This is a genomic window from Candidatus Methylopumilus planktonicus (assembly GCF_006364715.1).
GTDB lineage: Bacteria > Pseudomonadota > Gammaproteobacteria > Burkholderiales > Methylophilaceae > Methylopumilus > Methylopumilus planktonicus_A.
Map to the genome: position 1 here is coordinate 1,068,940 of NZ_CP040984.1, position 16,754 is coordinate 1,085,693.

The 16,754-nt window shown below is 35.5% G+C and carries 15 protein-coding genes; all 15 read right to left on the reverse strand.

Annotation, left to right across the window (positions count from 1 at the left end):
- Positions 1–7: 7 nt before the first annotated feature.
- Genes ftsZ through rsmH form a run of 15 tightly spaced genes read right to left on the reverse strand, consistent with a single transcriptional unit; the run spans position 8 to position 16,738 of the window.
- Complete coding sequence (gene ftsZ / locus FIT63_RS05595; RefSeq protein WP_140006930.1) at positions 8–1,159, reverse strand: cell division protein FtsZ; 1,152 nt, start codon at positions 1,157–1,159, stop codon at positions 8–10.
- Positions 1,160–1,175: 16 nt separating this feature from the next.
- The gene (ftsA, locus tag FIT63_RS05600; RefSeq protein ID WP_140006931.1) at positions 1,176–2,414 is read right to left on the reverse strand and encodes a cell division protein FtsA; all 1,239 of its coding nucleotides are present in this window, start codon (positions 2,412–2,414) and stop codon (positions 1,176–1,178) included.
- Positions 2,411–3,145: a cell division protein FtsQ/DivIB gene (locus tag FIT63_RS05605; RefSeq protein ID WP_140006932.1), complete on the reverse strand. Its 735-nt coding sequence runs from the start codon at positions 3,143–3,145 to the stop codon at positions 2,411–2,413. Before FIT63_RS05605 ends, ftsA begins: the two co-directional genes overlap by 4 nt.
- The gene (locus FIT63_RS05610; RefSeq protein ID WP_140006933.1) at positions 3,135–4,040 is read right to left on the reverse strand and encodes a D-alanine--D-alanine ligase; all 906 of its coding nucleotides are present in this window, start codon (positions 4,038–4,040) and stop codon (positions 3,135–3,137) included. The genes FIT63_RS05605 and FIT63_RS05610 overlap by 11 nt, the downstream gene beginning before the upstream one ends.
- A complete protein-coding gene (gene murB, locus FIT63_RS05615) occupies positions 4,040–4,918 on the reverse strand; it encodes a UDP-N-acetylmuramate dehydrogenase (RefSeq protein WP_140006934.1) in 879 nt (292 codons plus the stop codon). Before murB ends, FIT63_RS05610 begins: the two co-directional genes overlap by 1 nt.
- Positions 4,915–6,306: a UDP-N-acetylmuramate--L-alanine ligase gene (murC, locus tag FIT63_RS05620; protein ID WP_140006935.1), complete on the reverse strand. Its 1,392-nt coding sequence runs from the start codon at positions 6,304–6,306 to the stop codon at positions 4,915–4,917. Before murC ends, murB begins: the two co-directional genes overlap by 4 nt.
- Positions 6,303–7,376: an undecaprenyldiphospho-muramoylpentapeptide beta-N-acetylglucosaminyltransferase gene (gene murG / locus FIT63_RS05625; RefSeq protein WP_140006936.1), complete on the reverse strand. Its 1,074-nt coding sequence runs from the start codon at positions 7,374–7,376 to the stop codon at positions 6,303–6,305. The genes murC and murG overlap by 4 nt, the downstream gene beginning before the upstream one ends.
- A gap of 4 nt (positions 7,377–7,380) precedes the next feature.
- Positions 7,381–8,538, reverse strand: a complete 1,158-nt coding sequence (gene ftsW, locus FIT63_RS05630; protein ID WP_140006937.1) for a putative lipid II flippase FtsW — start codon at positions 8,536–8,538, stop codon at positions 7,381–7,383.
- The gene (murD, locus tag FIT63_RS05635) at positions 8,535–9,884 is read right to left on the reverse strand and encodes a UDP-N-acetylmuramoyl-L-alanine--D-glutamate ligase (RefSeq protein WP_140006938.1); all 1,350 of its coding nucleotides are present in this window, start codon (positions 9,882–9,884) and stop codon (positions 8,535–8,537) included. Before murD ends, ftsW begins: the two co-directional genes overlap by 4 nt.
- Entirely contained in the window at positions 9,881–10,984 is a 1,104-nt protein-coding gene (mraY, locus tag FIT63_RS05640; protein WP_140006939.1) for a phospho-N-acetylmuramoyl-pentapeptide-transferase, read from the reverse strand. Before mraY ends, murD begins: the two co-directional genes overlap by 4 nt.
- 23 nt (positions 10,985–11,007) lie before the next feature.
- A complete protein-coding gene (locus FIT63_RS05645) occupies positions 11,008–12,354 on the reverse strand; it encodes a UDP-N-acetylmuramoyl-tripeptide--D-alanyl-D-alanine ligase (protein ID WP_140006940.1) in 1,347 nt (448 codons plus the stop codon).
- Complete coding sequence (locus tag FIT63_RS05650; RefSeq protein WP_140006941.1) at positions 12,355–13,785, reverse strand: UDP-N-acetylmuramoyl-L-alanyl-D-glutamate--2,6-diaminopimelate ligase; 1,431 nt, start codon at positions 13,783–13,785, stop codon at positions 12,355–12,357. It lies immediately after the preceding gene.
- Positions 13,782–15,527, reverse strand: coding sequence for a peptidoglycan D,D-transpeptidase FtsI family protein (locus tag FIT63_RS05655; protein ID WP_223259892.1), 1,746 nt, complete (start codon positions 15,525–15,527; stop codon positions 13,782–13,784). Before FIT63_RS05655 ends, FIT63_RS05650 begins: the two co-directional genes overlap by 4 nt.
- The gene (ftsL, locus tag FIT63_RS05660) at positions 15,524–15,787 is read right to left on the reverse strand and encodes a cell division protein FtsL (RefSeq protein ID WP_046488777.1); all 264 of its coding nucleotides are present in this window, start codon (positions 15,785–15,787) and stop codon (positions 15,524–15,526) included. Before ftsL ends, FIT63_RS05655 begins: the two co-directional genes overlap by 4 nt.
- Positions 15,788–16,738 carry a 16S rRNA (cytosine(1402)-N(4))-methyltransferase RsmH gene (gene rsmH / locus FIT63_RS05665; protein ID WP_140006942.1) on the reverse strand — a complete coding sequence of 317 codons (951 nt, stop codon included), beginning with the start codon at positions 16,736–16,738 and terminating at the stop codon, positions 15,788–15,790.
- Between the last annotated feature and the right edge of the window lie 16 nt (positions 16,739–16,754).

Here is a 16,754-nt window from a genome sequence, read left to right on the forward strand (position 1 = left end):
TGAGCGCTTACTCGCCTTTTTTTCTTAAGAATGCAGGAATATCATATTCCTCCATACCTGACATTTTCATAATTTCAACCTGGGCCCTATTTTCATTAGAACTGAATACATCTGGTTCATCATCTAGAGAGGGCTCTTCTTGGGTTGGGCTTTGTTTATTTTGCATGATAGATCTGGGTTCAATACGGGGCATCCTTTGTTTTACGTTTTGAGCTAGTCCTGTCGCTACAACAGTCACTCGAATAGAATCACCCATTGCTTCGTCAATAACGTTACCAACGATCACTGTTGAATCGATAGCAGCAAACTGCTTAATCGTTTCCATAACTTCATGGTACTCCTTAAGTGTAAATTTACTACTTGCAGAGATATTTACTAGTACACCTCGCGCATTTACTAAATTCACATCTTCTAAAAGAGGACTTGCAACTGCAGCTTGAGATGCTTTATATGCACGATGATCGCCTTGTGCAACTCCAGAACCAATCATCGCCATTCCCATTTCACCCATAACAGTCTTAACGTCAGCGAAGTCAACATTCACCAACCCTGGGCTATTAATAATTTCTGAAATACCTGAAACTGCATTATGTAGAACATCATTTGCTGCATTAAAGGCTTCTAAGAATGGTATGTTCTCCCCTAAAACTTCCATTAATTTTTCATTTGGAATGACAATTAGGGAGTCTACATGCTGAACTAATTCATTAATACCATCAGTAGCAATCGCTGTTCTTTTACCTTCAAATAAAAAAGGTTTAGTCACAACTGCAATAGTTAAAATACCTAATTCTTTTGCAATCTGAGCAATTACAGGTGCAGCGCCTGTCCCAGTTCCCCCTCCCATCCCCGCTGTGATAAACAACATATCAGCACCTTTAATAGAGCTAATAATTTTTTCTTTATCATCAATAGCAGCTTGCTTTCCAATTTCAGGCTTGGCACCAGCGCCTAAGCCTTTGGTCATCTCCTGACCAATCTGCAATATATGGCTTGCCCGACTTTTTTTCAGAGCTTGCATGTCAGTATTGGCACAGATAAATTCAACACCTGTTAAATTCTTATCGATCATATGATCAATAGCATTTCCGCCACAGCCACCGACACCAATGACTTTTATGATGGCATTTTGCGACTTGCTATCAACAACTTCAAACATATCCTATCTCCAAGATTTAAAAGTTACCTTGAAACCAATTCTTCATTTTCATAAAGATTTGATTTATTGAATTACCGTCAATTTGATTCATCATTTCTTTCTCTAGCTGTCCTTTGCCCATCAGCAACAATCCAATGCCCGTTGAATACCTAGGATTGTCTACGACTTCAGACAAACCACCTACATTTCTTGGTGTTCCAATTCTGACTGGCATCCTGAATACACTTTCTCCAAGATTGACCATGCCTTTCATCAGTGATGATCCGCCTGTAATTACAATTCCAGAAGCTATCATATCTTCCATACCACTTCGTTTCAACTCGTGCGCTACAAGTTCGTAAAGCTCAACTAACCGAGCTTCAATGACCTCTGCTAATGAGAGTGTTGAGATAGTTTTAGACTCTTTCCCATCTACCACAAGAATTTCAATTTGCTCTGAAGCTGAAGCTAAACTTCTTGCAGCATATCCATGTTTAATTTTTATCTCTTCTGCTGATGGTAAAGGCGTTCTAAATGCCACCGCGATATCATTATTGATCTGATCACCAGCAATCGGGATTACAGCCGTATGTCGAATAGAGCCATGTCTTAGTACAGCAATATCAGTTGTCCCACCACCAATATCCACCAAACAGACACCCAATTCTTTTTCATCATCCGTGAGGACTGCCATGCTTGAAGCTAAAGGTTGCAGCACTAATTCAGACACTTCAAGTCCGCAACGCTTGATACATTTCACAATATTTTGCGCAGCGGCAATAGCGCCAGTAACAATATGAACCTTAACCTCTAATTTCATACCGCTCATGCCAAGCGGTTGCCTAACATCTTCTTGCCCATCAATCACATATTCTTGCGTCAAAATATGTAGAACTTGCTGATCATTTGGGAGTGTAATGGCACAAGCAGTTTCAATTACTTTATCAACGTCTAATTGAGAGACTTCGGCATCTTTGATTTTGACCATTCCGTGAGAATTGATACTTTTAATATGGCTACCTGCAATGCCAGTATAAACATCGGTAATCTTACAATTCGCCATCAATTCAGCTTCTTCAATTGCTCTTTGAATTGCCTCCATAGTGGAGTCAATATTAATGACTACACCTTTTTTTAAACCTTTTGAGCTATGTTGACCTAATCCGATCACATTCAATAAACCATCTGGTTGTAATTCAGCAACAATAGCCACAATTTTGGACGTTCCAATATCAAGCCCTACGATGAGATTTTTTTCTTCTTTTTGTTTAATCATATAAGCGGCCTCTCACCACTATCAATTTTTTGGTTTGGTTCAGTAGATTTCTTAATAGCAAAACCATTTGGATATCTTAAGTCGGCGGAGCCAATTCGTTTAACTGAGGCCAAAATATTGTCGTACTGAGCCATAAAGCGAGACAGACTTTCTTCGATGTTATCTTTACTTAAGATAATTTTCATATTGTTAGTGGTTCTAATGTCCCAAGTGTACCTAGAAGATAGGGAAACTTGCGCAATTTTTAATTGTTTTTTATCCAAAATACTTTGCATTTTTTTATACTCCAGTGCTATATAAGTCTCGGTACCTTCTGGACCAAAAAATAATGGGAGATCTTCATCAGATGCTCCATGAAAAATTTCACCATTCTCATTCACCAAAGCAATAGCGCCCCACCTTCCTATGACTTGATGCTCCTCGACAAATACTTCCAATCGATCCGGCCAGACTCTTTTTAAACTCACTTTTCTTATCCAAGGCAGCTTTGTAAAAGCCTCCTTGGTGCTATATAAATCTAACGAAAAAAAATTGCCTTTAACAAATCGATCGGAAATCATGCTCACTTGATCTGCATCAAGATGCTGATATTGACCCACTACCTTAATTTCTCTAATAGGAAATTTAGCAAAATGCATAAATTGATAACTCAATAAAAAAAGTAATAAAATAATATTAAGTAAAAAAACTAAATTACCTAACCAATAAACTTTTAAATAGTTATTTAACATTTGCAGTTTTTAATATCTCTAAAACTAATTGGTCGAAATCGGTACCCATCTCTTTCGCAGCCATGGGGACTAAACTATGACTTGTCATACCCGGTGACGTATTCACTTCTATAAAATAGTGATCGTTTTTTTTATCCATCATAAAATCAACACGGCCCCAGCTAGAACATCCGATCGAGTTAAAAGCCTCCAAAGCTTCTTGAGCTATTAATGCTTCTTTATTTTTTTCTATCCCTGAAGGACAAATATATTGCGTATCATCTTTAAGATATTTAGCTTCATAATCATAAAACTCGTTAGTTGGCTTTATTTTAATGACTGGCAAGAACTTGCCGTTCACAATACCTACTGTAAATTCCTCACCATCCACAAATTTTTCAACAATCACATTTGGATCAATCTTTGACGTTTTTAAAAAAGCTTCTTTATATTGTTGTTCGTTTTTGATTTTATCAATACCAATACTTGACCCTTCGTTAGATGGTTTAATAAAAAATGGCGATCCAATTAAATTTATGATATCTGCATATGACGTTTTCTCAGTGACTTGAAGAAAATCTGGCGTTGCAATATTTAATGCGCGCCATAACAATTTTGTTTTAAGTTTATCCATTGCAATGGCAGAACTTAAAGAATCGCTTCCGGTGTATGCCACATTTTTAGACTTTAAAAAGGCTTGCATGGATCCATCTTCACCGCCCCTACCGTGCAAGGCAATAAAAACCCTGTCATAACTTTTAATGTCTTCAATATTTCTAAAAGAGGGATCAAAAGCTTCGGCATTAATGCCTAATCGGTTTAGGGCATGAAATACAGCATCACCACTTAGAAGTGAAACAGCCCTCTCATTGGAGTCGCCACCCATAAGCACTGCAACTTTTCCAAAATCATCCATCAACTTAGAAAATCCCCTAAAATTTTGACTTCTCTTTCGAGCTTAATACCTTTTCTTTTAAATACTTCGGATTCAACATAGTCAATAATATTTTCAATGTCTTTTGCAGAGGCATCACCTAAATTAATAATAAAATTGGCATGTTTGTCTGAAACCTCAGCATTGCCAACTCTAAAACCTTTTAAACCGCAATCTTCAATGAGTTTTGCTGCAAATGTATCTTTTGGATTTCTAAATGTTGAGCCTGCCGTTGGCCAATTAAGAGGCTGCGTATTTTTTCTATGGTTAAGATATTCTTTTATCTTACTCTCTGGATCAGCTGCCATATCTTTCTTAAAATTAAACCACGCACCTACAAACCATTCTTTTAAATTAGGCTTTATTACTTCGCGATAAGAAATTTTAAATTCATCTTTTAATCTCGTAACTATATTGCCACCTTCATCGATCATATTGACCTTGGTAACAAAATTCCATGTTTCAGAACCATAACAACCTGCATTCATTGCCAAAGCGCCTCCAACCGTACCTGGAATACCTGCAAAAAATTCTCCTTCTACATAATGTTCTTTAGCTAGATTTTTGGCAATTTTTGCACATGTATTACCCGCTTCTGAATATACGCCTTGATCAGTCATTTGAATTTCATTTAAAGCAGCATGCATAACAATCACAGTGCCGCGAATTCCGCCATCTCTCACTAAAATATTAGATCCCAATCCAATAAAAGTAAGAGGCTTTAAATATGACTCATGCTTTAAAAAAGATTTTAAGTCTTCTAAATTTTTAGGTGAAAATAAAGCATCAGCTGTCCCACCTACACGCCAACTGTTGTATTTATTTAATGATTCATTTTTTAAAATTAATGCGTTCTTCATGAATTCACAATATTTAAAATGTCCTTAGTCACCCTTCCCACCGATCCTGCGCCCATGACAATTAAAATTGAATTTTGATTGATATTTTGAAGTGCTATTTTAGCTAGCTTAGCAATATCCTTCTCGAATGAAACTTTGTTTGTGATCTTATTAATACTATCCATCATTGCTGATGAACTTACCCCTGGAATCATTTCTTCTCCCGCCGAATAAATATCGGTAAGAAGGACTTCATCTGCCTTATGAAGCACCCTTACAAACTCATTAAAATAGTCTCGCGACCTTGTATAGCGGTGAGGCTGAAATACCAGATAAATAGATCTATTTGGATAAGCATCTGCTGCCGCATCAAGAACTGCTTCGATTTCTACAGGATGATGGCCATAGTCGTCGACTAAGATAAAAGTTTTATCATTAAAAATTAGATCTTTATATGTTTCAAATCTACGACCCACCCCTTTAAAATTCATTAGAGCGTCGATTGTTTTTGAAATGGGAATCTCAAGTTCGTCAGCAAGCGCTATTGCTGCTAATGCATTTCTTACATAGTGCTTACCTGGAAGGTTTAAGGTAATATCTTTTTTAACTACATCAGAATGTTTAATGGAAACTTTAAAATGCATTTTACCTGCATCTGCATTAACTTCCTCTGCGTGAACGTCAGCATTTTCTGATAAGCCATATGTGATAATAGGTCTAGAAATCTTAGAGATAATTGATTTAATAACAGGGTCATCAATGCATAGAATCACCACGCCATAAAATGGTAGTCGATGAATAAATTCAATGTAAGTTTTTTTGAGTTTATCAAAATCATTATCATAAGTTTCCATATGATCTTGATCAATATTTGTCACAATTGAATATACGGGGGTTAGATGCAAGAAAGATGCATCTGACTCATCAGCCTCAACTACAATATATTCACCATTTCCTAATTTTGCATTCGCATTTAAAGAAGAAAGTCTTCCGCCGATTACATATGTTGGATCCATTGAAGCTTCAGCCAAAATAGAAGCGATTAAACTTGTAGTTGTTGTTTTGCCGTGGGTACCTGCTACTGCAATACCTTTTTTAAAACGCATTAATTCTGAAAGCATTTCTGCCCTAGGCATAATTGGTATTTTATTTTTAATAGCTGCTTTTAGTTCTGGATTATCTTGATTGATTGCAGAAGAAATCACAACAACATCAACATCTCGAATATTGTCAGATGAATGGTTAATAAAAATTTTAATGCCAAGATCTTTTAGGCGAGAAGTCACAAGCGACTCTTGAATATCTGAACCGGAAATAAAGTAGCCTAGGTTATGCATCACTTCTGCAATACCGCTCATACCAGAGCCACCTATTCCTATAAAATGAATTCTATTTATATTGTGTTTCATTTTTTAATTAATCGCTCGCATGCTTGAAAAATGACTTCCTCAGGCTTTGTCGCCACATTTTCGAGTGCTGCTTTTGCCATAATCAAACATTTTTTTCTTGTCATTTCTTGAAGTAATCCACTTAATAAGTCTGCTGTAAATTCCTCCTGAATTATAAGTCGCGCAGCCTTCTTGTCACTTAAGTATTTTGCGTTATAAAACTGATGGTTATCAACTGCAAAAGGAAAAGGCACTAATAAGCTAGGAATACCAGCTGCCGAAAATTCAGATACTGTAAGAGCCCCGGATCTGGCTATAACAAAATCTGCCCATTCATAAACTTTTTCAATATTGTCTAAATAAGCTCTGCAGTCTGCTTTGATATCACTCTTCTTGTATGCTGCTTTCAATTCTTGAAAATGTTTCTCGCCTGACTGATGAATAATCGTTGGTCTATTTTTAGGATGCATTTTTTTGATACTTAAAGGAATCGTATCATTAAAAAATTTAGCGCCCAGACTGCCCCCGACTACAAGCAATCTTAACGGTCCCTTTCTATTTTTAAATCTTTTAATTGGTGGCTGAATTTGTCTAATAGCATTTCTCACTGGATTCCCAATTTTTTTAGAGGAACGTATAAACTTAATTGGAAATGCAGAATATGTTTCTGAAGCAATCATCGCCAATAATTTATTAGTAAGTCCTGGGATAGAGTTTTGTTCATGCACAATCAGTTTCTTACCCATGAGCCTTGCCATAACCCCGGCAGGAAATGAAACATAACCCCCCATAGCAATTACTACATCTGGCTTTTCATTTTTAATTGTTATTGCGCATTGTATTAAAGCAATTAAAAGTGTAAATGGCAGTTTTAACCAACTTAAAATACTTTTGCCTCTGACACCTGAAATATCAATCATTGCTTTTTGATAAGGCTTTTTTTCTATTAACCTATTTTCCATGCCATGTTTTGTGCCAAGCCAAGTGATCAACCAACCTTTAGCTTTTAAATAATCAGCAATTGCAATACCCGGATAGATGTGCCCTCCAGTTCCTCCTGCAACAATCAATATTTTTTTATTGGGTCTCATTAAACTAAATTCCCCTTAGCCCTCTTCGATTTTCCCAATCAATTCGTAGTAATATCGCAAGCGCAATCATATTAGCCAAAATACCGCTACCGCCGTAAGAAAGAAGTGGCAGGGTTAAACCTTTTGTAGGAAGAAGTCCCATATTCACACCCATATTGATAATACCTTGCGTACCAAACCAAATGCCAATGCCTTGAGATAATAGGGCTGAGTAATAACTTTCATTAATAATAGCTTCTTTAGCAATTCCAAAAGCCCTGATTACCAACCATGAAAACAATCCAATAACTATAAGTACGCCAAAGAAACCAAACTCTTCAGCTAATACAGCCAAAATAAAATCAGTGTGAGCTTCTGGTAAGTAAAGTAATTTTTCGACACTGCCACCTAGCCCTACTCCAAAAAATTCACCTCGTCCAAAGGCTATAAGTGCGTGTGATAATTGATAACCTTTTCCATAAGGGTCGGCCCATGGATTAAAAAAACCTATCAACCTTTGGTATCTATAATCAGAGCTGTAAATTAATGCTGCCATACCAATAGGTGCAACAAGAGTAAGCCCCATCAGTATTTTTTTGTCTATACCACCTAAAATTAATGTACACATTGCAATGACTAAGATTACTGCAAATGCGCCAAAATCTGGTTCAAGTAATAGCAATGCACCTAACAACATAATCACTGATGCCATTGGAAGAAAACCTTTTAGAAAACTACCAATTTCTTTTGATTTTCTTAAAACATAATCTGAGGCATACATTGCTGTAAATAATTTCATAAATTCCGAGGGCTGTATATTCAATACAAATAATGAAATCCAACGCCTACTTCCATTTACAACATGGCCAATACCAGGAATGAGAACAAGGATCAGTGAGACCATACCTGCCATAAATAAATAAGGAGACATCTTTTGCCACCAGCGAATTGGGATTTGGAAAATAATAAATCCGACAATAAATCCCAGTGAAATATAAATTGATTGCCTTACTAAGAAAAAGTAATTTTGATGTTTAGTTAATTTACTAGATTCAGCAAAAGAAATAGAGGATGAATAAACCATGATAAGGCCAATCGCAATTAATATTAGTGAAACCCAAAACAGGCCTTGATCAAAAGAAGGTTTATCTATTGTCGATTTATTAGAAAATTTATCAATCATGATTTACTTTTTAACTTACTCACACAATCTTTAAAAACTTCTCCGCGATGTACATAATTTTTAAACATATCTGTACTTGCACATGCTGGGGAAAGGAGAACCACATCTCCTACTTCAGCTAACTCAAACGATTTGATAATTGCTGATTCAAGATTTTTTTCAATAGTTGTCGGAATGGCACCGCCGCTAAATACCTCATGCATTATTTTTGCATCTTTACCAATCAATGTAATATTTTTCACCTTACCTTTAGACGGGCCAATTAATGGTTGAAAATTCTGACTTTTTCCATCTCCTCCGGCAATAAGTAGGATTGGTTTAGTCATGCTTTGAATTGCGGCAATTGTAGCTCCAACGTTGGTGCCTTTTGAATCGTTATAAAAATCAATCCCTGATATAGAGTTAATAAATTCAACTCGATGAGGCGGTGCTTTAAATTGACTTAGTACTTTTTTAATCACATCTTTTGAAATCATAAATGGCTCACAAAGCGCCAAAGCAGCCATTATATTTAGAATATTATGTGCGCCCCTTAGTTTAATTTCATCTAGGGAAATAATTTCAGCATTGCCTTTTGCGATGAAATATTGATTCCCATTTTTTTTAATACCATAATTTTTCTCGTCCAAATGATTTCCAAATGTCACCGAGCTTTCATTAATTTTAGATTTAAGATAATCATCATCTCTATTTAAGATCGTATTTTTAGCATGATTAAATATTCTATATTTTGCTTTGGCATACTCTTCGATTGATCCGTATCGATCCATATGATCTTCCGAAATATTTAAGACTGCTGCTGCTTCAAGCGCTAATGAATACGTCGTTTCTAGTTGATAACTAGAAAGTTCAAGAACATATGCCTCTGGCGCTTTTTGATTTAAGGTATTTAATATGGGGATCCCAATATTCCCGCCGACAATAACTGATATACCAGCTGCTTTCAATAAATCTCCCACAAGAGATGTAACTGTCGTTTTACCGTTTGATCCTGTAATACCAATCACTTTTGAACTCGCGGGTTTGGCTAGCGCAAAGATTTCAATATCACCAATTACAGGTATGCCCCGATTTAGAGCCGTTTGTAAATAGCTTTCTCTCAATGACACACCTGGGCTAATAATAATTAATTCAATATCATTAATGATGCCATCGTTAAATTTTTCTCCAATAGAAAATTTAACATCTTTAAATTTTTCTTTTATTTCATCAAAATTATCAATAGCTATTCTTGTATCAATGGCTTGAATATCACATTCTTTGTTCGCTAAAAAATGTAAAACTGATTGGCCTGTGTCTCCAAGACCAACTACCAGAATTTTCTTTTTATTAAAATTGATGCTCATCTAATCTTCAGTGATGAGATCCCTATTAATACAAGCATCATTGTTATGATCCAAAATCTAACAACGACCTGGGTTTCTTTCCACCCTTTTTTCTCATAATGATGGTGAAGAGGTGCCATAAGGAAAATTCGCTTACCAATTCCATATTTAAATTTTGTGTATTTAAAATACATGACTTGGATGGCAACAGAAAAAGTCTCGATCACAAAAATACCACCCATAATAAATAAAACGATCTCTTGTCTCACAATTACTGCGACAGTTCCAATAGCAGCGCCCAGAGCAAGTGCGCCTAGATCGCCCATGAATACTTCTGCAGGATAAGTGTTGAACCATAAAAACCCCAAGCCAGCACCAGCCATTGCAGTACAAAATATAGCTAACTCACCAGCACCACTGATATAAGGAATGCCTAAATATTTAGCTATGACATAATTACCTGCGACATAAGCAAAAACACCCAATGCACTTGCAACCAATACAGCTGGCATAATGGCAAGGCCATCTAGCCCATCTGTAAGATTGACTGCATTACTACTCCCTACAATGACGATATAACTTAAAAGTATAAAAGTAGGTCCACTCATCGTAAAACTTACATCCTTAAAGAATGGAAGAATAAGCGAAGTCTGTTCAGGAGTTACAGCGTTGGACCACAGATATATAGATGCCCCAAGACCTATGATTGATTGCAATAAATATTTTTGCCCCGCACTCATACCATTCGGATCTTTATAAATCACTTTTTTTAAATCATCCATAAATCCAATAAGGCCAAAACCAAGCGTGACAATCAACAATAGCCAAATATAGTTATTACTTATATCCGCCCACAACAAGGTCGACACAATAATCGATACCAATATTAAGCCACCGCCCATTGTGGGTGTGCCTGTTTTAATTAAATGATCTTTAGGGCCATCTGATCTTACAGCCTGTCCTATATTGAACTGATTAAGTTTCTTAATTAACCACGGGCCAAAAGCGAAAGAGATAACTAATGATGTGATAGTCGCCATCACGGCTCTTAATGTAATGTAATTAAATACATTAAACCCATGGATCTCTTTTGCTAAAAACTTAAATAATTCGAGCAACATAATTTTTATCTTTCTTAAAAATTTTAGCTAAGTGCCTCTACAACCTCTTCCATTTTCATAAATCGAGAGCCTTTAATAAGCACACAGGAATTCTTTTTTATCTTAGTTTTGACGTACCTAATAAGTGTTTTTTTATCTTCAAACCATTTTGCATTACCTTTACAATTATCTATCACATGCTTGGTTAATTTTCCCGTTCCAACTACGTCTTGTATTTTGTTTTTTTTAATATAAGCCCCTATTGATTTATGGTACTCAACCTCTTTTTTGCCTAGCTCGCCCATATCGCCAATAATTAATATTTTTTCACAATCCTGGTTTGCAAGAACATCAATTGCAGCGCGCATCGAAGCAGGATTTGCATTGTAGGTATCATCAATCAAGATACAGTTATGAAGTCCTTTTTTGAGTTCTAGTCTTCCATGCACTGACTTAATAGATTCAATACCACGTTTAATAGCTTTTAATGGTATTTTTAGCGCGATAGAAGCGGCAATAGCTGCTAATGCATTTTTTAAATTATGCTCGCCCTTTAATTTGACTTTAATTTCTAGGATTCCTTTTGGCGTTTTAATTTGAGAAATGCCGTGAACCGTCTTCTTTACATACACATCAGATTTTGCAGTTAATCCAAATGTGATAACTTTTTTACGGAGTGCAGCATTCTTTAATAGACTATAAAATTCATCCTCTCTATTAATAACCGCAATACCATTACTCTTTAGCCCTGAAAATATTTCTGATTTCGCTTTTGCAATACCTTCTTTTGAGCCAAAAAATTCAATATGAGCCTCTCCTATATTTGTAATCACTGCGACATCTGGTTTTGCAATCTCACTTAAATATTTAATTTCACCCTTATGATTCATACCCATCTCAACTACAGCAAATTTTTGAGTTTTTTTGATATTTAATAAGGAAAGTGGAAGTCCTATATCATTATTGAAATTTCCATGGCTCATCAGGACTTTTAATTTGCTGTTAACATGGCAAGAAAGAATACTGCCAATCATTTCCTTTGTTGTTGTTTTACCATTGCTGCCGGTAATAGCAATAAGAGGCAGCCTAGATTGAGCTTTCCAATACTGAGCTATCTTACCTAAAGCCTCTCTCCCATTTTTAACGATTATTTTATTTTCTAAATTTTTAATGTCTCTAGAGACTACTGCGACCAATGCACCTTTTTTAATAGCACTTATTGCAAAATTATCTCCGTCAAATTTTTCACCCTTGATACCTAAAAATAAATCATTCTTTTGAATATCTTTACTATTAATTGAAATGTTTTTAATGGTTTTGTGAAGTAAAGAAGTATCACCATAGTATTTACCAGAAACAATTTTTTTAATCTTATTTAAAGTAATTTGCATTCAGATCGCCTTATAAGCTTTGAGTGCTTTTCTTGCAAATATTTGATCGCTAAATGGATATTTAACGCCTTTAATTTCCTGATAGGTTTCATGTCCTTTTCCAGCGATAAGAATGACATCATTTTTTTTGGCACTTTTAATTGCTTTTTGTATTGCCTTATGTCGATCAAGTTCAATACGATAATGGCCTTCCATATACCTGCTAATTTCTTTAACAATTTTTCCAGGGCTTTCATTCCTTGGATTGTCTGACGTAATAAAATTAATGTCAGCTATATTAGAAGCTACTTCTGCCATATCTTTTCTTTTTCCATTGTCTCTGTCTCCTCCGCACCCAAATACACAGATGAGATTCCCATCAGTTTGTTTTTTAAGCGTTTGAAGCGCTTTTTTTAAAGCGTCTGGTGTATGAGCATAATCAATAAAGATCTTGGGAGTATTTTTAGATCCCAGTCTCTCCATTCTCCCTGGAACCTGGGATATAAAACTTATTTGTTTTACTATTTTTTGTATTGAATAGCCAGATGCTATCAATGAAGCAATTACTGCTAGTAAGTTATATACGTTAAACTCACCTACTACTGGCGCTTTAACTTTGTATGTTTCTTTTTTATATGTAATTTGGAAATATGTGTGCGAATTTGAATATTCAATATGGGTTGCTCTAATATCGCCATTTTTTATTCCATAACTTAAAACTTTAGTTTCATTCTTTGCAAGAAAAGTAATAAGTTTTTTTCCATAAGGATCATCAATATTAATAACTGCAACTTTTAACGATGGAAATTGAAATAACTTCTTTTTTTCATTGAAATAATTCTGCAAGTTAAGATGGTAATCTAGATGATCTCTAGATAAATTTGTAAAAACTGCAACATCAAAAAGAATTCCATTCACTCTTCCCTGAGATAATGCATGAGATGAAACTTCCATTACAACTGATTCTATTTTTTTATTTTTAAATTGTCTTAAAATACGATGATTTGATATCGCATCAGGGGTTGTATACGAATGAGGTTTCAATTTTTTGTACCCAAATCCTAGAGTGCCTATTACTCCTGATTTTTTACCTAAGAGATTTTGTATTTCGGCTGCCCAGTGTGCACATGATGTTTTTCCATTAGTTCCAGTAATACCTATAGTGAGCATTTGCTTCGAAGGCTCTTTAAAAAAAGAGTGAGCAATTTCACCTTCTTTATTTTTTAATTCTGCTACAGCATAATGGTTTGTACTCCATGTTTTTTTCCAAACAAAATTTTTCTTTTCATAAAGAATTGCTTTGGCTCCTTTTTTAATAGCCGCTTCAATATAAGCTCTTCCGTCATCATTTATACCGGGATAGGCTAAAAATAAAGAATCCTTTTTTATATGTCTACTATCGTTTGATATATCAGAGAGGTGATGTCCAATTTTTTTTAACACACTCTTCATATCGTTTCTTTAGAGTCTTTGTTATCTAGCGGCATAACTTTATTTTTAGTTTTTATGTCTTGAGGAATTTTTAATATCTTCATGACGTCAGCCATCACGCTGCTAAAAACTGGTGCTGCAACCGCTCCACCGTAATGACTCCCAAGACTTGGTTCATCTATCATCACTGCCATAATAATTCTTGGATTTGAAACTGGGGCAAGACCTACAAATGAACCGATATTTTTATTTTTTTCATAAACTCCATTTGCTCCAATTTTCTCAGCGGTACCTGTTTTGCCTGCAACTCTATATCCTATAATTTTCGCATTGCCTCCCGTACCCTCCTCAACAACTTGCTCCATCATTTCTACCATTAATCTTGCTGTTTGCTTTGAAAATACTTTAGTACCCATTGGAATGTCATCTTTTTTGAATAATGTAACAGGCTTCATTTCTCCGTCATTAGCGAAAACTGTATAAGATTGAGCCAATTGAAGAAGAGTTAAATTAATCCCATGTCCGAAAGATATGGTTGCCTGATCTACTTTCCCCCAGTTTTTATAATCTCGAAGTCTTCCAGATGCTTCTCCCGGAAATCCAGCCCCTGTTTGCATTCCAAACCCTACTTTATTTAAGGTAGACCATAAATTCTTGGGTGTTTGCATCAGTCCAATTCTTGCTGCACCCACATTTGAAGATTTTGCAATCACTTCTGAGACTGTCATAAAAGGTTTGCTTCCATCAGCATGTGCATCATGAATGGTGGCTGATCCAATTTTCATCAATCCTGATGAAATTTCTACCAATGAACTTGGATTTAGGATTCCAGTATCTAATGCTGAAGATACCGTAAATGGCTTGATCGTAGATCCAGGCTCAAATACATCTGTCACTGCTCGATTTCTTGTAGGGCCGCCGCCATCCCTAAAATTGTTGGGGTTATAAGAAGGGAGATTTGCCATAGCTAGCACCTCTCCCGTTTTTGCATCGAGCACAATAGCTGACCCTGCTTTAGCTTTATGAATATCAATTGATTTAGCTAATTCCCTATAAGTTAAATATTGAATTCTTGCATCAATTGAAAGCTTGATGTCATGCCCGTCTTGAGGTAGTCTCACTTCTTGGAGATCATCAACAATCTTGCCAGCACGATCTTTTATAACTTTTTTACTGCCAAGCTTACCGGAAAGAAATTTATTTTGAGAAAGCTCAATACCTTCTTGCCCTATATTATCAAGATTAGTAAACCCAACTAAATTAGCTGTGATATCAGCGGCTGGATAAAATCTCTTAAACTCTTTCTGAAAAAATACTCCCGGTATTTTCAGCGCTTGCAATCTTCTTGCATCTTCAGGCGAGATTTGTCTTTTGAGATATATAAATTCTTTTTTATTGTTTAGTAATTTTTGATCAACATCATTTGCACTTAACTTAAGAATATCTTCTAGTTCTAATTTTTGATCTTTTGTTATTTTGACATTTGGTGGATTTACCCAAACTGACTCTACAGGACTGCTGATCGCTAAGATATCTCCATTCCTATCGGTAATTTTTCCCCTATCTGCGTAAAGAGAAACTACTCGAGTACTTGTAGCATTTCCTTTCGATTGTAAAAATTTTTTATCTAAACTTTGTAAATAGAATGCTCTTAAAATAAGGGTTACGAATCCAGCTAAAAATAGAAGTAAAATTAATCTTCTTCGAATACCCGAGAGCTCAAAAAATGTTTTCTCGACTTTGTTGTTAATAAATAAACTCAAGGCCGCTCCAATAAAATAATTTTTTTAGGTTCGGGAGTTTTCATCTTTAACAATTTTTTTGCAACTTCTTCGATTCTTCCGTGCATTGCCCAAGTGCTTTGCTCAAGCTGCAATTGGCTATACTCAGAATTTAGCTTTTGGCTAATCTCTTTTTGTTGATCAAGTTCAAAATAAAGCTTTCTTGATTGATGCTGTGAGTTTATTTTTGCAAGCGCCATAAGTAGGATTACAAAGAATAAAATAAAATTTACTTTTGTCATTTAATACGCAGTCCTTTCAGCAACTCTCATAATTCCGCTTCTTGCTCTTGGATTACGTTTGACTTCAGCCTCGCTAGGTCTTATAGGTTTTGTCACAATATTCAATCGGGGTTTTGGTAACTCATCACTTCTAATAGGAAAATTAGAGGGTAAAGTATCTCTATTTTTCTCATCGTTAATAAATTGCTTCACAATTCTGTCTTCGAGCGAGTGGAAACTAATCGCTACCAAGATGCCGTCTGTTTTTAATAACTTTAAAATTTTAGGCAACACTTCTTTCAACTCTTCCAGCTCTCGATTTATATAGATTCTTAATGCTTGAAATGTTCTTGTTGAAGGGTCTTGTCCAATTTCTTTTTTGGGCATATGGTCTGCGACAATTTTTGCAAGTTGTTTTGTCGTTTCAATCGAACCTACTTCATCTCTCTCTTTAATAATCGCAGTAGAAATTCTTTGTGCAAATTTTTCTTCGCCGTATTCCTTTAAAATCTTTTCTAATTCTTTTTGTTCTATTTTTTGTAAAAGTTCAGCCGCTGTCACGCCCTTTGATTGATCCATACGCATGTCGAGGTATGCATCAAATCTAAAACTAAAACCACGATCACCCTCGTCAATTTGTGGTGATGAAATACCCAAATCAAGCAGCACACCATCTACTTTGGAAATCCCTTTTGCCTCTAACACTTCATCAATTTCAGAAAAATGGGCACGCACAATTTCAAATCTCATATCTTTAATTTTCAAACCTTCTTCATACGCAGATTTATCTCGATCAATTGCAATTAATCTGCCTTCTTGGTTTAATTTTTCTAAAATTAACTTACTATGCCCACCCCGCCCAAAGGTGCAATCCACATAGATGCCATCTTTTTTTAAAACTAAATATTCAACTGCTTCGCTTAACAGGACAGTAATGTGCTCATGATTAAAATTAGGTTGTGCTTGATTCATGAGGTATTAAATTAAA

What these genes read in the sequence shown, in the direction of transcription:
- ftsZ (WP_140006930.1), bottom strand. Translation starts at nt 1,159, where the DNA reads ATGTTTGAAGTTGTTGATAGCAAGTCGCAAAATGCCATCATAAAAGTC.
- ftsA (WP_140006931.1), bottom strand. Translation starts at nt 2,414, where the DNA reads ATGATTAAACAAAAAGAAGAAAAAAATCTCATCGTAGGGCTTGATATT.
- FIT63_RS05605 (WP_140006932.1), bottom strand. Translation starts at nt 3,145, where the DNA reads ATGTTAAATAACTATTTAAAAGTTTATTGGTTAGGTAATTTAGTTTTT.
- FIT63_RS05610 (WP_140006933.1), bottom strand. Translation starts at nt 4,040, where the DNA reads ATGGATGATTTTGGAAAAGTTGCAGTGCTTATGGGTGGCGACTCCAAT.
- murB (WP_140006934.1), bottom strand. Translation starts at nt 4,918, where the DNA reads ATGAAGAACGCATTAATTTTAAAAAATGAATCATTAAATAAATACAAC.
- murC (WP_140006935.1), bottom strand. Translation starts at nt 6,306, where the DNA reads ATGAAACACAATATAAATAGAATTCATTTTATAGGAATAGGTGGCTCT.
- murG (WP_140006936.1), bottom strand. Translation starts at nt 7,376, where the DNA reads ATGAGACCCAATAAAAAAATATTGATTGTTGCAGGAGGAACTGGAGGG.
- ftsW (WP_140006937.1), bottom strand. Translation starts at nt 8,538, where the DNA reads ATGATTGATAAATTTTCTAATAAATCGACAATAGATAAACCTTCTTTT.
- murD (WP_140006938.1), bottom strand. Translation starts at nt 9,884, where the DNA reads ATGAGCATCAATTTTAATAAAAAGAAAATTCTGGTAGTTGGTCTTGGA.
- mraY (WP_140006939.1), bottom strand. Translation starts at nt 10,984, where the DNA reads ATGTTGCTCGAATTATTTAAGTTTTTAGCAAAAGAGATCCATGGGTTT.
- FIT63_RS05645 (WP_140006940.1), bottom strand. Translation starts at nt 12,354, where the DNA reads ATGCAAATTACTTTAAATAAGATTAAAAAAATTGTTTCTGGTAAATAC.
- FIT63_RS05650 (WP_140006941.1), bottom strand. Translation starts at nt 13,785, where the DNA reads ATGAAGAGTGTGTTAAAAAAAATTGGACATCACCTCTCTGATATATCA.
- ftsL (WP_046488777.1), bottom strand. Translation starts at nt 15,787, where the DNA reads ATGACAAAAGTAAATTTTATTTTATTCTTTGTAATCCTACTTATGGCG.
- rsmH (WP_140006942.1), bottom strand. Translation starts at nt 16,738, where the DNA reads ATGAATCAAGCACAACCTAATTTTAATCATGAGCACATTACTGTCCTG.